This window comes from Methanoculleus sp. UBA374 (assembly GCA_002508705.1).
Classification (GTDB): Archaea; Halobacteriota; Methanomicrobia; order Methanomicrobiales; family Methanoculleaceae; genus Methanoculleus; species Methanoculleus palmolei.
In genome coordinates, this window is sequence record DAYL01000009.1 from 1 (window position 1) to 13865 (window position 13865).

The 13865-nt window shown below is 59.3% G+C and carries 11 protein-coding genes and 1 pseudogene; 8 read left to right on the forward strand and 4 right to left on the reverse strand.

All coding sequences use genetic code 11. The features are described 5' to 3' along the window. Together BRA42_RS02115 and BRA42_RS02120 are read left to right on the forward strand one after the other, a co-directional pair. Positions 1 to 138, forward strand: a pseudogene (locus BRA42_RS02115) (ACT domain-containing protein); the annotation flags it as partial. A 9-nt stretch (positions 139 to 147) separates the two neighbouring features. Further along, entirely contained in the window at positions 148 to 1512 is a 1365-nt protein-coding gene (locus tag BRA42_RS02120) for a PFL family protein (RefSeq protein WP_342770840.1), read from the forward strand. 604 nt (positions 1513 to 2116) lie between these two features. On the opposite strand, the gene BRA42_RS02125 is transcribed toward BRA42_RS02120, so the two are convergent. After that, the gene (locus BRA42_RS02125) at positions 2117 to 3148 is read right to left on the reverse strand and encodes an inorganic phosphate transporter (protein ID WP_292408580.1); all 1032 of its coding nucleotides are present in this window, start codon (positions 3146 to 3148) and stop codon (positions 2117 to 2119) included. Positions 3149 to 3818: 670 nt separating this feature from the next. Here BRA42_RS02125 and BRA42_RS02130 point away from each other — a divergent pair. The 3 genes from BRA42_RS02130 (at position 3819) to BRA42_RS02140 (ending at position 7529) form a co-directional block, all read left to right on the forward strand. Next, a complete protein-coding gene (locus BRA42_RS02130; RefSeq protein WP_292408582.1) occupies positions 3819 to 5075 on the forward strand; it encodes a diadenylate cyclase in 1257 nt (418 codons plus the stop codon). 82 nt (positions 5076 to 5157) lie between these two features. Then, complete coding sequence (locus tag BRA42_RS02135) at positions 5158 to 5994, forward strand: class I SAM-dependent methyltransferase (RefSeq protein WP_292408585.1); 837 nt, start codon at positions 5158 to 5160, stop codon at positions 5992 to 5994. 65 nt (positions 5995 to 6059) lie between these two features. After that, on the forward strand, positions 6060 to 7529 hold the full coding sequence (locus tag BRA42_RS02140) for an RNB domain-containing ribonuclease (protein WP_342771032.1): 1470 nt from the start codon (positions 6060 to 6062) through the stop codon (positions 7527 to 7529). A gap of 76 nt (positions 7530 to 7605) precedes the next feature. Here the strand turns inward: BRA42_RS02140 and BRA42_RS02145 are convergent, their stop codons facing one another. Next, a complete protein-coding gene (locus BRA42_RS02145; RefSeq protein WP_292408592.1) occupies positions 7606 to 8421 on the reverse strand; it encodes a mechanosensitive ion channel family protein in 816 nt (271 codons plus the stop codon). Positions 8422 to 8970: 549 nt separating this feature from the next. Between BRA42_RS02145 and BRA42_RS02150 the strand changes: the two genes are divergently transcribed. Next, positions 8971 to 9465: a hypothetical protein gene (locus tag BRA42_RS02150; RefSeq protein WP_342770837.1), complete on the forward strand. Its 495-nt coding sequence runs from the start codon at positions 8971 to 8973 to the stop codon at positions 9463 to 9465. 14 nt (positions 9466 to 9479) lie between these two features. After that, positions 9480 to 11150, forward strand: a complete 1671-nt coding sequence (locus tag BRA42_RS02155; RefSeq protein ID WP_342770836.1) for a M28 family metallopeptidase — start codon at positions 9480 to 9482, stop codon at positions 11148 to 11150. A gap of 409 nt (positions 11151 to 11559) precedes the next feature. Here BRA42_RS02155 and BRA42_RS02160 read toward each other — a convergent pair whose 3' ends face one another. Then, complete coding sequence (locus BRA42_RS02160) at positions 11560 to 12252, reverse strand: lactate utilization protein (RefSeq protein ID WP_292408601.1); 693 nt, start codon at positions 12250 to 12252, stop codon at positions 11560 to 11562. A 110-nt stretch (positions 12253 to 12362) separates the two neighbouring features. Next, positions 12363 to 12935, reverse strand: coding sequence for a methylated-DNA--[protein]-cysteine S-methyltransferase (locus tag BRA42_RS02165; RefSeq protein ID WP_292408604.1), 573 nt, complete (start codon positions 12933 to 12935; stop codon positions 12363 to 12365). 180 nt (positions 12936 to 13115) lie between these two features. Here BRA42_RS02165 and BRA42_RS02170 point away from each other — a divergent pair, with 180 nt between their 5' ends. Further along, a complete protein-coding gene (locus BRA42_RS02170) occupies positions 13116 to 13751 on the forward strand; it encodes a VTT domain-containing protein (protein ID WP_342771033.1) in 636 nt (211 codons plus the stop codon). Positions 13752 to 13865 lie beyond the last annotated feature (114 nt).

Below are 13865 nucleotides of genomic sequence, written 5' to 3' on the forward strand. Positions count from 1 at the left end.
ATGATGATCGTCGATACCAGCGGATCAACAAAACCGTATGCCGAAATGGTGACCGAACTCGAAGCTCTCGGCGATGAGATCGGCGTTAAGATCCGGTGCCAGCGGGAAGACATTTTTACAAAAATGCACCGTATCTGAGGAATATTTATGGTCACTATTCTCGAGGTAAACGAGACGAACAAGATGATCGAGCAGGAGAAGCTCGATGTGAGAACCATCACGCTCGGCATCAGCCTTCTCGACTGCTGTGACTCCGATCTCGGCGCCTTCAACCGGAATATATACGATAAGATCACCCGGCTCGCCAGAGACCTCGTCTCAACCGGGAGGGAGATCGAACTCGAGTACGGAATTCCGATCGTAAACACGAGAATATCCGTAACCCCCATCGCACTCGTCGGCGGACGGGCCTGCAGGTCCCCGGAGGATTTTGTCACGGTTGCAAAGACGCTTGATCGGGCCGCACGGGATACGGGGGTCAACTTCCTCGGGGGATACTCGGCCATCGTCTCAAAGGGGATGACCCCGTCCGACGAAGCGCTCATCCGCTCGATCCCGGCGGCTCTCTCCTCGACCGAGAGGGTCTGCAGCTCGGTGAATATCGGCTCGACGAGGACCGGAATCAACATGGATGCCGTCAAACTGATGGGAGAGATCGTGCGGGAGACGGCCCGGGCGACAAAGGACAATAACTCCCTTGGCTGTACGAAACTGGTCGTCCTCTGCAACGCCCCCGACGACAACCCGTTCATGGCCGGGGCTTTTCACGGTGTTTCCGAGGCTGATGCGGTCATCAACGTGGGGGTAAGCGGCCCGGGAGTCATCAAGCACGCACTCGAAGGCGTCCGGGGCAAGAACTTCGAGGTCCTCTGCGAGACGGTCAAGAGGACGGCCTTCAAGGTCACCCGTGCAGGGCAGCTCGTCGCCCAGGAGGCGTCGGAGAGGCTCGGGATTCCGTTCGGGATCGTGGATCTCTCTCTTGCCCCCACGCCCTCCGTCGGGGACAGCGTCGCCGCGATCCTCGAGGAGATGGGGCTCGAATCGGTCGGTGCACCGGGGACGACGGCCGCACTCGCCCTCTTAAACGATCAGGTGAAGAAGGGAGGGATTATGGCGAGCTCCTTTGTCGGCGGGCTTTCGGGGGCATTCATCCCGGTCAGCGAGGACCAGGGGATGATCGATGCGGTGAACCGCGGGGCCCTCACTCTCGAAAAACTCGAGGCGATGACCTGCGTATGCTCGGTCGGCCTCGATATGATTGCAATTCCCGGCGACACACCCGCTTCGACAATATCCGGCATAATCGCGGATGAGGCTGCAATCGGGATGATCAACCAGAAGACGACCGCCGTCCGGCTGATTCCGGTGATAGGAAAGGACGTCGGCGACACCGTCGAGTTCGGCGGACTGCTCGGGCATGCACCGGTACAGGGGGTAAACAGATTCGGTTGCGGGGACTTCATAAACCGTGGCGGACGGATTCCCGCACCGATCCACAGTTTTAAGAACTGATTTCCAGGAATATCCGGTCCTTTTTTCTCCCGACTCCGGCGGCGCACCCCGCATCTGCCATCGAGCACGACAGAACGCACCGACCTTGAACCGCTACTTCCCGCCGTTCTTGACGGTCGGATAGGGATTGCCTGCGGCGTTCTGGTCCTAACAGACTTTTTTTCATTGAGGAATTGTGTCGGGAGGACAAGAACTGACGGAGGAATCTGATATGCAGCCGATAGATGTAGCCGCACAATATCCTATCGCCGTCACGCCGGAACTTGAGAGATGCAGGGCTTTGAGGCCCGACTGGTACATACAGCTGAAGCACGCAAGCGGCATCGAAGCTCGGGTTCATGAAACCGGACCTCTCCAACCAGCCCCGGTTTCTCCGCGATGCGTATAACGGAAAGGGCATCATCATCACCTACGACGTAGAGGATGCCAAAAGAGAGTACAGTAGCAATACAGGTGGAGGGCTAAAGATCGTCTTTTCGTATACAAAGGAGGTATGGGGCCCGAAACATTTCATCATTGAAGATCCGGCCGGCATCTTCGTGGACAATCGTCCAGCAGACGCCGTAACGGGTCGCTGCACCGGACAACCGGCGGAGAAGGACGGTCACACCCCCAGCACCAGACGAAGTGCCAGGAACGCCAGAAACCCGATCAACGCACTGATCGGTATCGTGAGGATCCACGCCGCGACGATCCGGCGCGCAACGCCCCACTTCACGAATCGCGCTCCTTTAGTAACGCCGACGCCCATGATTGAAGAAGAGATGATATGCGTCGTGCTCACCGGAATTCCCGCGAGGGAAGCCCCGATGATTGTCGCCGCGCCTGCCGTCTCCGCCGCGAATCCGTGGACCGGGCGGAGCCTTGTGATACCGTAGCCCATCGTCTTCACGATGCGCCATCCCCCGAAGAACGTACCGAGCGCAATTGCCGCGTGCGCGGAAAGGATCACCCAGAGCGGGACCGGCAGGTGGTTCGGGTCGACGCTCGTTCCGTAATAGCCGATGGAAAAGAGGAGCGGAGTAATAATCCCCATCGTTTTCTGCGCATCGTTGGTCCCGTGGCTGAAACTGTACGCCGCCGCTGATAGAAGCTGAAGGCGCTTGAAGTGTCGTTCGGCCGCCGGTCGGGGAGAGCCCCCGGAAGCCCGAACCACTGCGGTCATGAACAGTAAGCCCATGAGAAGCCCGATGATAGGCGACAGAACCATGAAAATGACGATGATTTCGACGGTCGAAATCTTAATTGCCGCAATACCGGCTGCGGCTATGCCCCCGCCCATCAGGCCCCCGATGAGCGCATGCGACGAAGACGTCGGCAGACCGAGGTACCAGGTCATGAGGTTCCAGACAACCGCCCCGACGAGACCGCAGAGAACAATATAGGGGATGATAGAGGTTTCGACATAATCGAGCTGGATGATATTGCTGATGGTGCTTGCAACCGCGACACCGAATCCGAAAGCCGCGATAAAATTGAAGAACGCGGCAAAGAGCACGGCGTTTCTCGGAGAGAGAACCTTCGTCGAGACGACGGTCGAGATGGAATTTGCCGAATCATGAAAACCATTTGTAAAATCAAAGAAAAGTGCGATGATAATTATGCCCACAATGAGGAGCACGGTAAAGTCAAGCATTGTAGGACCAGTTAGTTACTGGTAATCCTGCATTGAGCATATCAATTCTCGCTATAAAATATAGGCTGCTACAGGGACGGACACGTAAATACAGACCCGGAGGCCCATACTATAGTTTCTTAACGATTTCTCGCGCGAGTTCTCCCTCCCGGGAACGAGGGGGTGTTCATCTGAAACAGGAGCGGCCGGGCGTTCCCGAACGGCCCAAAAACACATTCTTCAAGCATCTTTGCAGGCGAGCGCAGCGGACGCCTGCCGATCATCGGCATACCTCCCCCCTCATGAGATCGCCACGATCACGGCTCTATGCATGAAGATTTATATCTCGGCCCGGTGACCGCGGCGCTCCACCGCGTCTGCAGGGGGTCGACGGCGGACCCCTGCTCTTTTTCGTTCCGGCAAAGAAAACGGAGCGCTGCCCCTACGGGGGGCCCACCGATGCGTATCCGTCAAGGGGTGCGCCGGGAGACGGGTATCGGTCAGGAGAGTCCGCGAAACAGGCGAATATCTTTCCCCGTTCCCGGAGATCAGCGGCAGCGCCCCCGTTTTCGGGGCAACGATTTTTAATAGCAATAGATCTTGATATTCTGTAGGGATCGAGCACATTGCCATGCATAGAGTATTATATTCCTCCTCCAGAATATGGCTGATTCTTATTGCGTTGAGTCTGATGCTTGCTGTACTGCCCGGTGCGGTCGGTGCGGAAGCAACACAGCCAACGCCTTCTATATGGGGCGACATCCTGAACTCGACAAACCCCATGCTACCGGCAGGAGCGCCGGTTCTCACGCTTCTCGATCCGGTGATCGATGGACAGAATGTAACGATAAACGGGAACCTCAATCCCGTATCGCCAGGAGTGACCATCACGTCGGTCAGTCTCGACTGGGGCGACGGAAACATCACCGAGTATCCGGATCTCCCTGCAACCCACCAGTACTCGAAAACGGGACTCTTCACGGTAAATGTCACGGGAAAACAGTCGGACGGACAATCAATCGCCAAAGCACTTTCCCTGGAGCTCAATGCGGATGATCGGGGGCCGATTACGCCGGCTCTATCGACCCCGCCCCCGGAGGAAAACCTCACCATATTCATCATCATCCTTGTCACCGCCGTCGTTGTCGTGGCGCTGGGAGGGATTGTTATGCGAATTATGTGGCGGAGAGGGGAGCAGGCAACGGTCTCCGATCTCTTAAGGGCGGTGGCAATACAGGAGGACCTCTATCATCAGGCGATGGAGCGAAGAGACATGACCACTGCAGCGGCAAGCGCTTACATCTGTGCCCATCTGCTCAGAACACTGGCTGGAAAATTCTCCGGGAGGAGGCATTCGAAATACCTCGAGACGGCGAACACCTGGGAGAGAGAAGCCCGGTGCGCTGCAAAAGCAGGCGGGATCACGCAAATAACCGGCTCTTCCTCAAAGAATCTACCGTCTGCTGAAGATCTGGAGCGGATCTGTTCCGGAACCGATGTCACGCCGGCGGTTCTTGGTTCGGTCCTGCAGATCGCCATCGACATGGCCCGCGAGGGAAGAGAAGGGCAGGCAGTCGGGACTTCGTTTGTGGTGGGGGACACCGATGCCGTATTGGATCACTCGCGGCAGTTCGTCTTAAACCCGTTCCAGGGACTCAGTCCGGCCGAGCGGCAGATAACGGACAGTAGAATCCGTGGCAACATCAAAGAATTTGCCCAGCTGGACGGTGCGTTCATCGTCAGGGGGGACGGCACCGTCGAAGCGGCAGGGCGGTACATCACGGTGGAAACAAGTCGCGTGGACATTCCCGAAGGGCTCGGTTCGCGGCACTCCTCAATCGCCGGGATCACCCAGTCAACCAACGCTCTTGGGGTTGTGGTCTCACAGAGCGGCGGTCTGATCACCCTGTTCAAAGGCGGGAAGATCCTGTATACAATCTGGCCGTAGATCGAGCGTCCCGGGAAGACGGCGACCGGCCGGTTCGAGAGGGATTGGCTGGAACTATACCCTTGCAGAGAGATGAATGTGCATGTATCGGATCATCGACTGGAACGAACTCTGGAAGGCTATCTATGTGAACTCCCCGGAGCGCCTCCAGAAAGAGCACGATCCTGCCGCTGTCTGGGACAGGCGGGCCGCCGCCTACCGGCGGGTCACCCGCGACGAGAAGCAGGCGACGGAGCAGGAACTCGGGATTCTGGATCTCGCACCCGGCGAGACCGTCCTTGACGTAGGTGCGGGGACGGGAAGGCTTGCCGTCCCGATTGCCCGCACCGCCGCCCACGTGACGGCGCTCGATCCTTCGGGAGGCATGCTTGCCGTTCTGCAGGAACAGATGGCGACGGAAGAGCTCTCGAACTACTCATGCGTCCGGATGCGCTGGGAGGACGCCGTGGTCGGCAGGGATATCGAGCCGCACGACGTGGTCGTTGCGGCGTTCTCGCTCGGATTCTACGATCTCGCCGCCGCCCTGCGGAAACTCGACGCTGCGGCTCTCCGGGGGGTCTACCTCTTCTGGCACGCGGGCGAGTGGCGGAGCCCTGAAGAGATGGCGCTGTACCGGACGGTCTTCGGGGAGGCGGCGGCCCTGCGGAAGGGATATCCGGACTACATCTATCCCGTCAACATCCTTCACGACGCCGGGATCTACCCGAACGTCCGGATCTATCGCGCCGTCTGGGAGGCGGTCTACGACTCCGTTGACGAGGCCGCCCGGACCTGGATGGGGATGCACGATCCCGCTCCGGAAGCCCTCGCTCCCGTCCGGGAGTACTTCGCGCATGTGCTCTCCCGGAACGAATCCGGGAAGTACGTCGAAGCATCCGTAAGGCCGACCGCGGCGATCTGGTGGACGAAAGACCGGTGAGCGTCGGCAGCGGTCGTCCCGCACCCTGGCTCATATATATGCCCTGAAACAAAGGTATCAGTCAGATGCAGAACCAGCAGCCCGTCGACCTCGAGGCCATCGCGTGGTCGGCAATGGAACACTACGGTTTTATCCCGGCGTTCCCGCCTTCCGTCCTCCGGGAAGTCAACTCTCTCGCTGCCGACACCCTTCCGGCGATCTCCAGCGACCGCCGCGACCTCCGGTCGCTCCTCTGGTCGTCTATCGACAACTACGACTCACGGGACCTCGACCAGATAGAGGTCTGCGAGGGAGGTCCCGGCGGGGAGATCCGGGTCCGGGTCGCGATCGCCGATGTCGACGCCTACGTCCCGAAGGGGTCGCGGACGGATCGGCACGCCGCCCATAACGGGACCTCGGTCTATACCGGCGTTACGACCTTCCCGATGCTGCCCGACCGTCTCTCGGCGGGCATCACCTCGCTCCTGCCCGGCCGGGAGCACATGGCGGTCGTCATCGAGTATGCCGTTCTCCCGGACGGAAGCGTGAGGCCCGGCGAGATCTACCGGGCAATCGTCGCGAACCGGGCGAAACTCGTCTACGAGGAGGTCGGCGACTGGCTGGAGGGGATCGGGCCCGTTCCCCGGGCGATCCGGGAGACACCGGGCCTCCGGGAGCAGGTCCTCTTCCAGGACGAGGCTGCCGTGCGTATGAAGAAGCGCCGCACGGAGCAGGGGGCGCTCGCCCTCGAGACGATTGAAGCCGAGCCGGTTGTGGCGGACGGTCGGGTCATGGGTCTCGTCGTCCAGCAGCAGAACCGCGCGCGGTGCCTGATCGAGGAGTTCATGATCGCGGCGAACGGCACCGTGACGGCGTTTCTGGGCGATGCCGGGCTCCCCATGATCCACCGGGTCGTCCGCACGCCGAAGAACTGGGAGGGGATCGTGAGGGAGGCGGCGGAGCGTGGTGCGGTCCTGCCCGCCGAACCGAACGCAGAAGCGCTCACGCGCTTCCTCATCCGGCAGAAGGCCGCCGACCCCGATCGCTTCCCCGACCTCTCGCTTACGGTGGTAAAACTCATGGGAGCGGGCGAATACGTGGCGTTCCGGCCGGGAGGTATCCCCGTCGGTCACTTCGCCCTCGCCGTCACCGACTACACCCACGGCACCGCCCCGAACCGGCGCTACGTCGATATCATCATCCAGCGTCTGATTAAATCGGTCCTCGACGCCGAACGTGCGTCACCCTACACGCCCGCCGAACTCGACGACCTCGCCGTCCGGCTGACCGACCGGGACAAAGCGTCCCAGAAGGTCGAACGCTTCGCCCGGAAGGCGGCGGCCGCAGTCATGCTCCGGGACCGGATCGGCGATACGTTCGAGGCGTTCGTCACCGGCGCCTCGGAGAAGGGGACGTATGTCAGGCTGATCGACCCCCCGGCCGAAGGGAAGGTCGTTCTGGGTGACCAGGGGCTCCGGGTCGGACGGCGGGTCCGGGTCCGCCTGCTCGCGACCGACCCGTACAAGGGCTTCATCGACTTTGAGCGTATCGGGTGAGGAAGAGGAGAGTCTCTCCCCTTTCGACCCTTCGTCAAGGAGGGGGCCCTGACCAGACAATCACAGATGATGGAGATCATTCCGTCCCGTTCAGGTGGACGTCCATCTGCGGAAGGGGGATCTCAACGCCGGCCTCCTTGAACATCCCGACGATGTCGCGGGTCAGGTCCCCCTTCACCCGCCCGGCGTCGGGTGTCTTTGTCCACGCCCGGAGGGCGAGGTGTATTGACGATTCTCCCAGTTCCGTGACGACGACCGCGGGTCCCGGGGAGGAGAGCACCGCCTCATGGGCCGCCATCAGGTCGGTGGCGACCCTGATCGCCAGGTTGAGGTCGCTGTCGTAGGCGATCCTGACCTTGACCTCAACGCGGCGGGTGTCCATGCGGCTGGAATTGATCACCGGGCTCCCCCAGACAAGGGAGTTCGGGATGGTGATATAGGTGTTGTCGGCTTTCAGGAGCTCGGTCGCCATGATCCCGACCGCGGTGACCGTTCCGGAGATGCCGTTGACCTCGACGAACTCCCCCTTGTCGATGGGGCGGATGGCCGCCACCCAGACCCCGGCAGCGAGGTTGGTGATGGTATCCTGCAGGCCGAAGCCGAGGATGAGTCCGATCACTGCCGAGAGCCCGAGCACCACGGAAGAGACGTCCATTCCGAGCGTCGCGAGGACGACGAGGACGAGGACCACGTAGAGCAGGATCGCAAAGAAGCGGACGAGAAACTCGAGGACCAGACCGGGCAGGTTTGAGGCCCGGGAGAGTGCTTTCGTAAAGGCGGAAATGAGCACTCGCACCACAATCCACCCGATCACGGCGATGATCGCGGCGAGGACGACTTTTTCAAGCGTGATATCGGAGAGCGGAACGGTCGTGGTATTGAGAATATCCATAATCTCCATATACCAAAAAATGGCACGCACGATTAGATAATACGATACTACAACGTGGGGAAGAAACGTCGCCATCGGTGTGGCCGGATTGGCCGGGGGTCCGGCGGCAGGAGTTTAAGAAGACCGGAGGTCTTCGAGAAAGCGACCGGTCGTAGAGCGGGGGCTTGAGAAACTCGAAGAGTTTCGAGTGGGTGCGACGAAAAGGAGCTTAGGCACCGTCAGGTGCGCGGGGGTCTCTCCCTCCCGGTAAAGACGTTCTGGGGCGTCTTCACTGTTGTTGCCTGATTTTTTCAGTCGCAAGACGGTATGGGTTTATTGTATCGAGAAAGAGGCTCCCATCTCTTCGAGAGCCAAAAGAGGGCCACGATAGATTGATATAGATAAAAGACCATAGCCTGAACTGCGGATGCCTAAACCGGTGTCCGGCTGGGACTGGAGAACTTAACAGGAGTGCCTCCCGCCCCAACAACTTGCCCGAAGGTTATTATAGTAGCATGGGTCGTCAACCTAGATAACTGTTGCGGTGCTGCGCCTTCGGGGAGGAGAAATGTGAGAGAAATGAAAGGAAAAAACAGAAGCGTACTCGCTGTCTTAGCAGGACTTCTCCTTGTCGGGATGTTCCTGGTTCCTGCAGCGAGTGCCGGGAGCGAGCAGACCGACTCTCATGGAGTTAACTCTGAGGACATACGCGATGCGGGAACATTAATCGTTGATGAAACCGGTGGTATGTCCTGTTTCGCGAATGGCGAGTCACCCGATGTCATATATGTCAGTGGTCAAACATACAAGCTCATAGTCAACTGCGAGTATATTGAGACCGGCGATGTGTGGTTGCAGACCGCTAAATTCTTCTTGAAAGATGAAAGTGGGAGAGTACTCGCCAAGAAAGAAATCTATGACGCACCAGGCGGTGACGAGAGTTGGGACGGAACGCTCGAGTATACGTTCAGGCCAAGCGGCCCTGGTGACGTGTTCCACTTTGATATCTCTTGTAGCGGAGGATCCGAGTCAGCAAGCGATGTAATCGACATTAAATTTAAGTGACCGGAGATGCCTGGATGAAACAAAAACTTCCCCCTTTTTTGGGTATCTCTCATGAAAAAACATTAATCACCACAAAAAGGCTCTATTTTGTCTTCGCTCTATTTATCCTCCTCGTCCCCGCGACCTCCGCACTCACCGCGGACGCCGACGAGATCGAGACCGTCACCCGCGACCTCTGCAATCTCTCGCGGTTCACGGGGAGCGAGGAAGAAGCGGCCGGGTATATCGGTGAAAAGATGCGCGAGCGCGGACTTACGGTGACCGTCGAGTCCTTCGAGGTGCCGGTCGCGACGTATAAAGGAGGGGGAGGTTATGAAGTACAATCGGTGCTCATCGGCTCCAACGTGATCGGGGTGAAGGAAGGGAAGAGCAACCAGACCGTGATCATCTCCGCTCACTACGACACCGCCGCCCCTGAACTCCCCGGTGAGGTGTATCCGGGCGCCGACGACAACGCCGCCGGCGTCGCCTCGATGCTGGAAATTGCCCGCCTCCTAAAGGACGAGGATCCGGACCGGACCATCTACTTCATCGCCTTCTCCGGCGAGGATGTGGGGCTGTTCGGGAGTAAACGGTGGCTGGACGCGCACGAAGACCGCCACGACGAGATCATCGCCGCCGTCAACCTCGACTGCGTGGCATACGGCGATTCTCTCAGAGCGCGCGCCCTTCCCCAGCACCGATGGCTCTACGAGTGGCTCCCCGAGAGCGAGAGCATCACATATGAGCGCGACTTCGGCGATATGAGTTCGGTGGGAGACGAGGTCAATTTTCAGGAACGGCACCTCCCGGCGCTCCGGATGGTCGACTGGGGAAACCATGACATAATCTGGGATACACCGGAAGACCGTCCTGAAAGGCTCAACTACACCCTCGCCGCCGAGTGCGCCGGGGCGGTGGCCGGTGCAATCTCTTGGGTGGAAGACACCGGCGACCTGACGCCTCCTGAATATGCGGCCCGGGTGGAGAACGGGACCGTCTATTACGACTCCCCGGAAGACCTCACCTATGAGGTGATCGTCGACGGCCAGAACCTCGGCCCCTGCCCGTCGGGTTCGGTTTCCCTGCCCCAGGGCATCCACACCACAGAGGTGAATGGCTATGACCGCCTTGAAAACCCTCTCTGGGGACCGGTACGGTATGTCCCGGGCGCCCACGAAGTGCAGATCGTCGGCTATGACCCGGCAGGCAACCGGCAGAAGATACATCTCACCGCAGAGGGAAGAGATCTCGACTTCCCGGTTGCGGCAAAGAACAATGTCGGGATCGCAATCTGGGGAAAACGCTCGCAGGAGGATATTGAGACCATGGGCCTGAAAAAAAGGGTTGGCTGCATTCATTCTCTCGTCTACCTGATCGAGAGGCCCGAAGGGGTTGCCGCAGTCGCCGGTTTCGTCGACGGGATCAGGGTCGCAAATCTCTCTTCAAAGAACTCTTTCCACCTCACGCCGGGCAACCACACCTACGGGATCGTGGCATACGGAGAGGACGGCGAAGTCGTCGGGAGCGATGAGACGACTTTTATTATCAGAAGCGTACTGGGAGAATCATTCGAGTTTCCTCCGAATAACAACCCCTTCTATGAACCCGGGCCAAAGGGGATATCGTCGGAGTTATTCGTCGGCGGCGGTGCGCTCGTCCTTGCCCTCGCCCTTATTGTGGTGTACAGGAAGAGACGGGGCTGATATCTTTTTGAAACAATGCCCGGGCCAAGCTTGTCCCCCGGATCGGCCTTTTTCTCGGGCAAGTCTTCATACAGTGGACCGTGGTGACTATCGCCATTGGGGGTGGGGCTGACGGGGAGGGGGGGACCCCCTCCCCTGTCTCAATCTCATAAGACTATCCTGCAACCCCCACCCCGCCCGGCCTCCGGCCTCCTCTCCCGCCCCTTGAAGCGGGGGCAGTCATGGTGAGACCCGGTGGAAAACCGTGCCCCGGAGTAACCCTGATTGTGGCCATCCGAAACAAACAGGTGGGGTTTCAACAAAGCCCGGAAATCAGGAAGAATAGGGAATACGGTTTCCCTCTTCCGAAAAAGGGATAAACCGGGCATACGCCTGCCGCAAAGGCGCCGCCCGCGGGGGGCGGCCGGATTCAATACCCGAGCCGGTCCCGGATCAGGACCAGGGTTGCCCTCCCGTCGGTATCTTCGTGATCGAGGACCACCTGCTTGCCGATGTAACTTCCCATGCCGTAGGCGCGCTGTGCACGCTGCTCTTCGAGGGGCAGGGCGTATTCCCGGCACCGCCGGAGCGCTTCTTCGAACGTCGGCACGATCTTGTTCACCCCGGAGACGAGGATGAGGTGAGCCGCCGCATGGGGCCACGCTCCCGTCCGGCTTCCGGTCTTGTCGCACCCGACGATCTCGCCCGACGCGGCGATAGCCTGCACCCCGGAGAGGAAATAATCGGCGGCTACGCTTTTTCGGCGGAGCGCGTGCCGCTTCTCTTCGTCGTTCTCGGCGGTGATGACCGCGTGATAGTCCCGCCATCCCTTCGGGTTCTCCTTGAGCGCCTGGTCGAACCCGATCTCGATCAGGGTCGTCGAGTAGCCGTTCATGACCTCGGCCCCTTCTGGCAGCAGGTCGACGACGGCCCGGAGGGCATCCTCAGCCGTCTCCGCGACGATCACCCGGATATTCCGCTCCTCGACCGCCGAAATTGTCTTTTTAAGCGTCGCGTCGTCCGGTATCCGGCTCCACCGTCCGGCATCAACTCCAGCATCCTTCAACAGGTTGCCCGCGCTGTACTCCGTATTTTTTGCCGTCTGCCGGGAAACATTTTCCATTCGATCACCTGGTGCGTAGATGGATGCGATCTCACATATACCTATACCTCCGGGGCGGGTCACAGAGGAGAGGTAACCAGCCTCTTATCAGGGACCCGCAGGGGGCAGTTTTAGTACCACATCCGGTCCATGATCGCCCGTCCGTCCCGGAACCTGACCCCCTCCATCTCGAGCAGCCTTTGTTTCATAGCAAGCCCGCCCTGAAACCCGCCAGGCCGCCCGTCCGTTCGCAGGGCGCGGTGGCAGGGGATGACGAGGGGAAACGGGTTCCCGGCAAGCGCGTTGCCGACCGCCCGGGCAGCGCCGGGGTTCCCGAGGTGTCGGGCGATGCGCCCGTAGGTACTGACGTAACCCCGGGGTATGCCGTATTCGGCAAGGAGCACGCGCCGCTGGAAGGGCGGACACCGATCAAGGTCGAGGAGATCGATATCGAACCGCACATCGTTTCCCCTAAGGAAAGACTGTATCCCGGCGATCAACGCCCTGATGCCGTTATCCCGGGGCTCCTTGCCGGAAGGCAGGTCCGCGTTCGGCACCGCATCGGCCCGGGGGTCGCCGGGGAGGAGGATTCTCTGCACTTTCGACCCGGAAAGAGACAGGATGAGGCGGACCGGGCCGAACCGTGTCGCGATCTCAATGACCGCCGGCATCGCATCGGGCCGATCACCAATGGATCGATCCATGATCAGAGTGTACCGCGGTTTCTATCTCACTTGCGGTCGGAAGGTCGATCGGTCCGGGAATGAACCTCTTCTCGATATTGTGGGTGGCCCGGACGATCCTGACTGCTCTGAAATCGCCGCGACCGGAATAGGGTCCCGTTGACACAGCAAATATATGGTACCGGCACAAACAGAGGGTGGATGCTTGAACAGATAGGAAATCTCATCGATATAATCATACACTTCGATACCTTCCTGCCTCTTGTTATAGAGGAGTACGGGGTATACGTGTACCTCTTTCTCTTCCTCATAGTATTTTTTGAGACGGGGGTTGTCGTCACCCCCTACCTTCCGGGTGATTCGCTTCTCTTCCTCGTAGGTACAATTGCCGCACAGGGGGACCTCAGCATCCTGCTTTCCCTCGCTCTGCTGATGCTGGCGGCGATTGCAGGAGATACGTTGAATTACTCGATAGGAAGACTGTTCGGCACCCGGGTTCTCTCAAGAGGCATCCCTTTCGTCAAACAACATCATATTGAGAAGACGGAGTTGTTCTTCGAAAAGTATGGAGGAAAAGCCATAATTATCGCCAGATTCGTTCCGTTTGTCCGGACTCTGGCGCCGTTCCTGGCAGGGACAGGAAAGATGCACTACCCCAGGTTTCTTGCGTTTAACGTAGTGGGCGGAGTATTGTGGGTTTTGAGTTTCGTTCTCGCGGGGTTTTTCTTCGGGAATATTCCTATCATCTCCGAAAACATCAACATCGTCATATTCGTCATCATCGGCGTCTCTCTGATCGGGGTGGCCTCCATGATCTTCGATGTCAGAAAACTGTAATACCCGTTTCGGAAGAACTTGTTTTTTTTGCGTCGCGGCCAGCGAAATCCGGGGTTTTAGCGACCGGTGCCGGGGAGGATGCGTCAGTCCTCCCCCCGCCCGCTCAAAAAAAGC

What these genes read in the sequence shown, in the direction of transcription:
- BRA42_RS02140 (WP_342771032.1), top strand. Translation starts at nt 6,060, where the DNA reads ATGCAGAACCAGCAGCCCGTCGACCTCGAGGCCATCGCGTGGTCGGCA.
- BRA42_RS02155 (WP_342770836.1), top strand. Translation starts at nt 9,480, where the DNA reads ATGAAACAAAAACTTCCCCCTTTTTTGGGTATCTCTCATGAAAAAACA.
- BRA42_RS02120 (WP_342770840.1), top strand. Translation starts at nt 148, where the DNA reads ATGGTCACTATTCTCGAGGTAAACGAGACGAACAAGATGATCGAGCAG.
- BRA42_RS02170 (WP_342771033.1), top strand. Translation starts at nt 13,116, where the DNA reads ATGCTTGAACAGATAGGAAATCTCATCGATATAATCATACACTTCGAT.
- BRA42_RS02160 (WP_292408601.1), bottom strand. Translation starts at nt 12,252, where the DNA reads ATGGAAAATGTTTCCCGGCAGACGGCAAAAAATACGGAGTACAGCGCG.
- BRA42_RS02165 (WP_292408604.1), bottom strand. Translation starts at nt 12,935, where the DNA reads ATGGATCGATCCATTGGTGATCGGCCCGATGCGATGCCGGCGGTCATT.
- BRA42_RS02135 (WP_292408585.1), top strand. Translation starts at nt 5,158, where the DNA reads ATGTATCGGATCATCGACTGGAACGAACTCTGGAAGGCTATCTATGTG.
- BRA42_RS02145 (WP_292408592.1), bottom strand. Translation starts at nt 8,421, where the DNA reads ATGGATATTCTCAATACCACGACCGTTCCGCTCTCCGATATCACGCTT.
- BRA42_RS02125 (WP_292408580.1), bottom strand. Translation starts at nt 3,148, where the DNA reads ATGCTTGACTTTACCGTGCTCCTCATTGTGGGCATAATTATCATCGCA.
- BRA42_RS02130 (WP_292408582.1), top strand. Translation starts at nt 3,819, where the DNA reads ATGCTTGCTGTACTGCCCGGTGCGGTCGGTGCGGAAGCAACACAGCCA.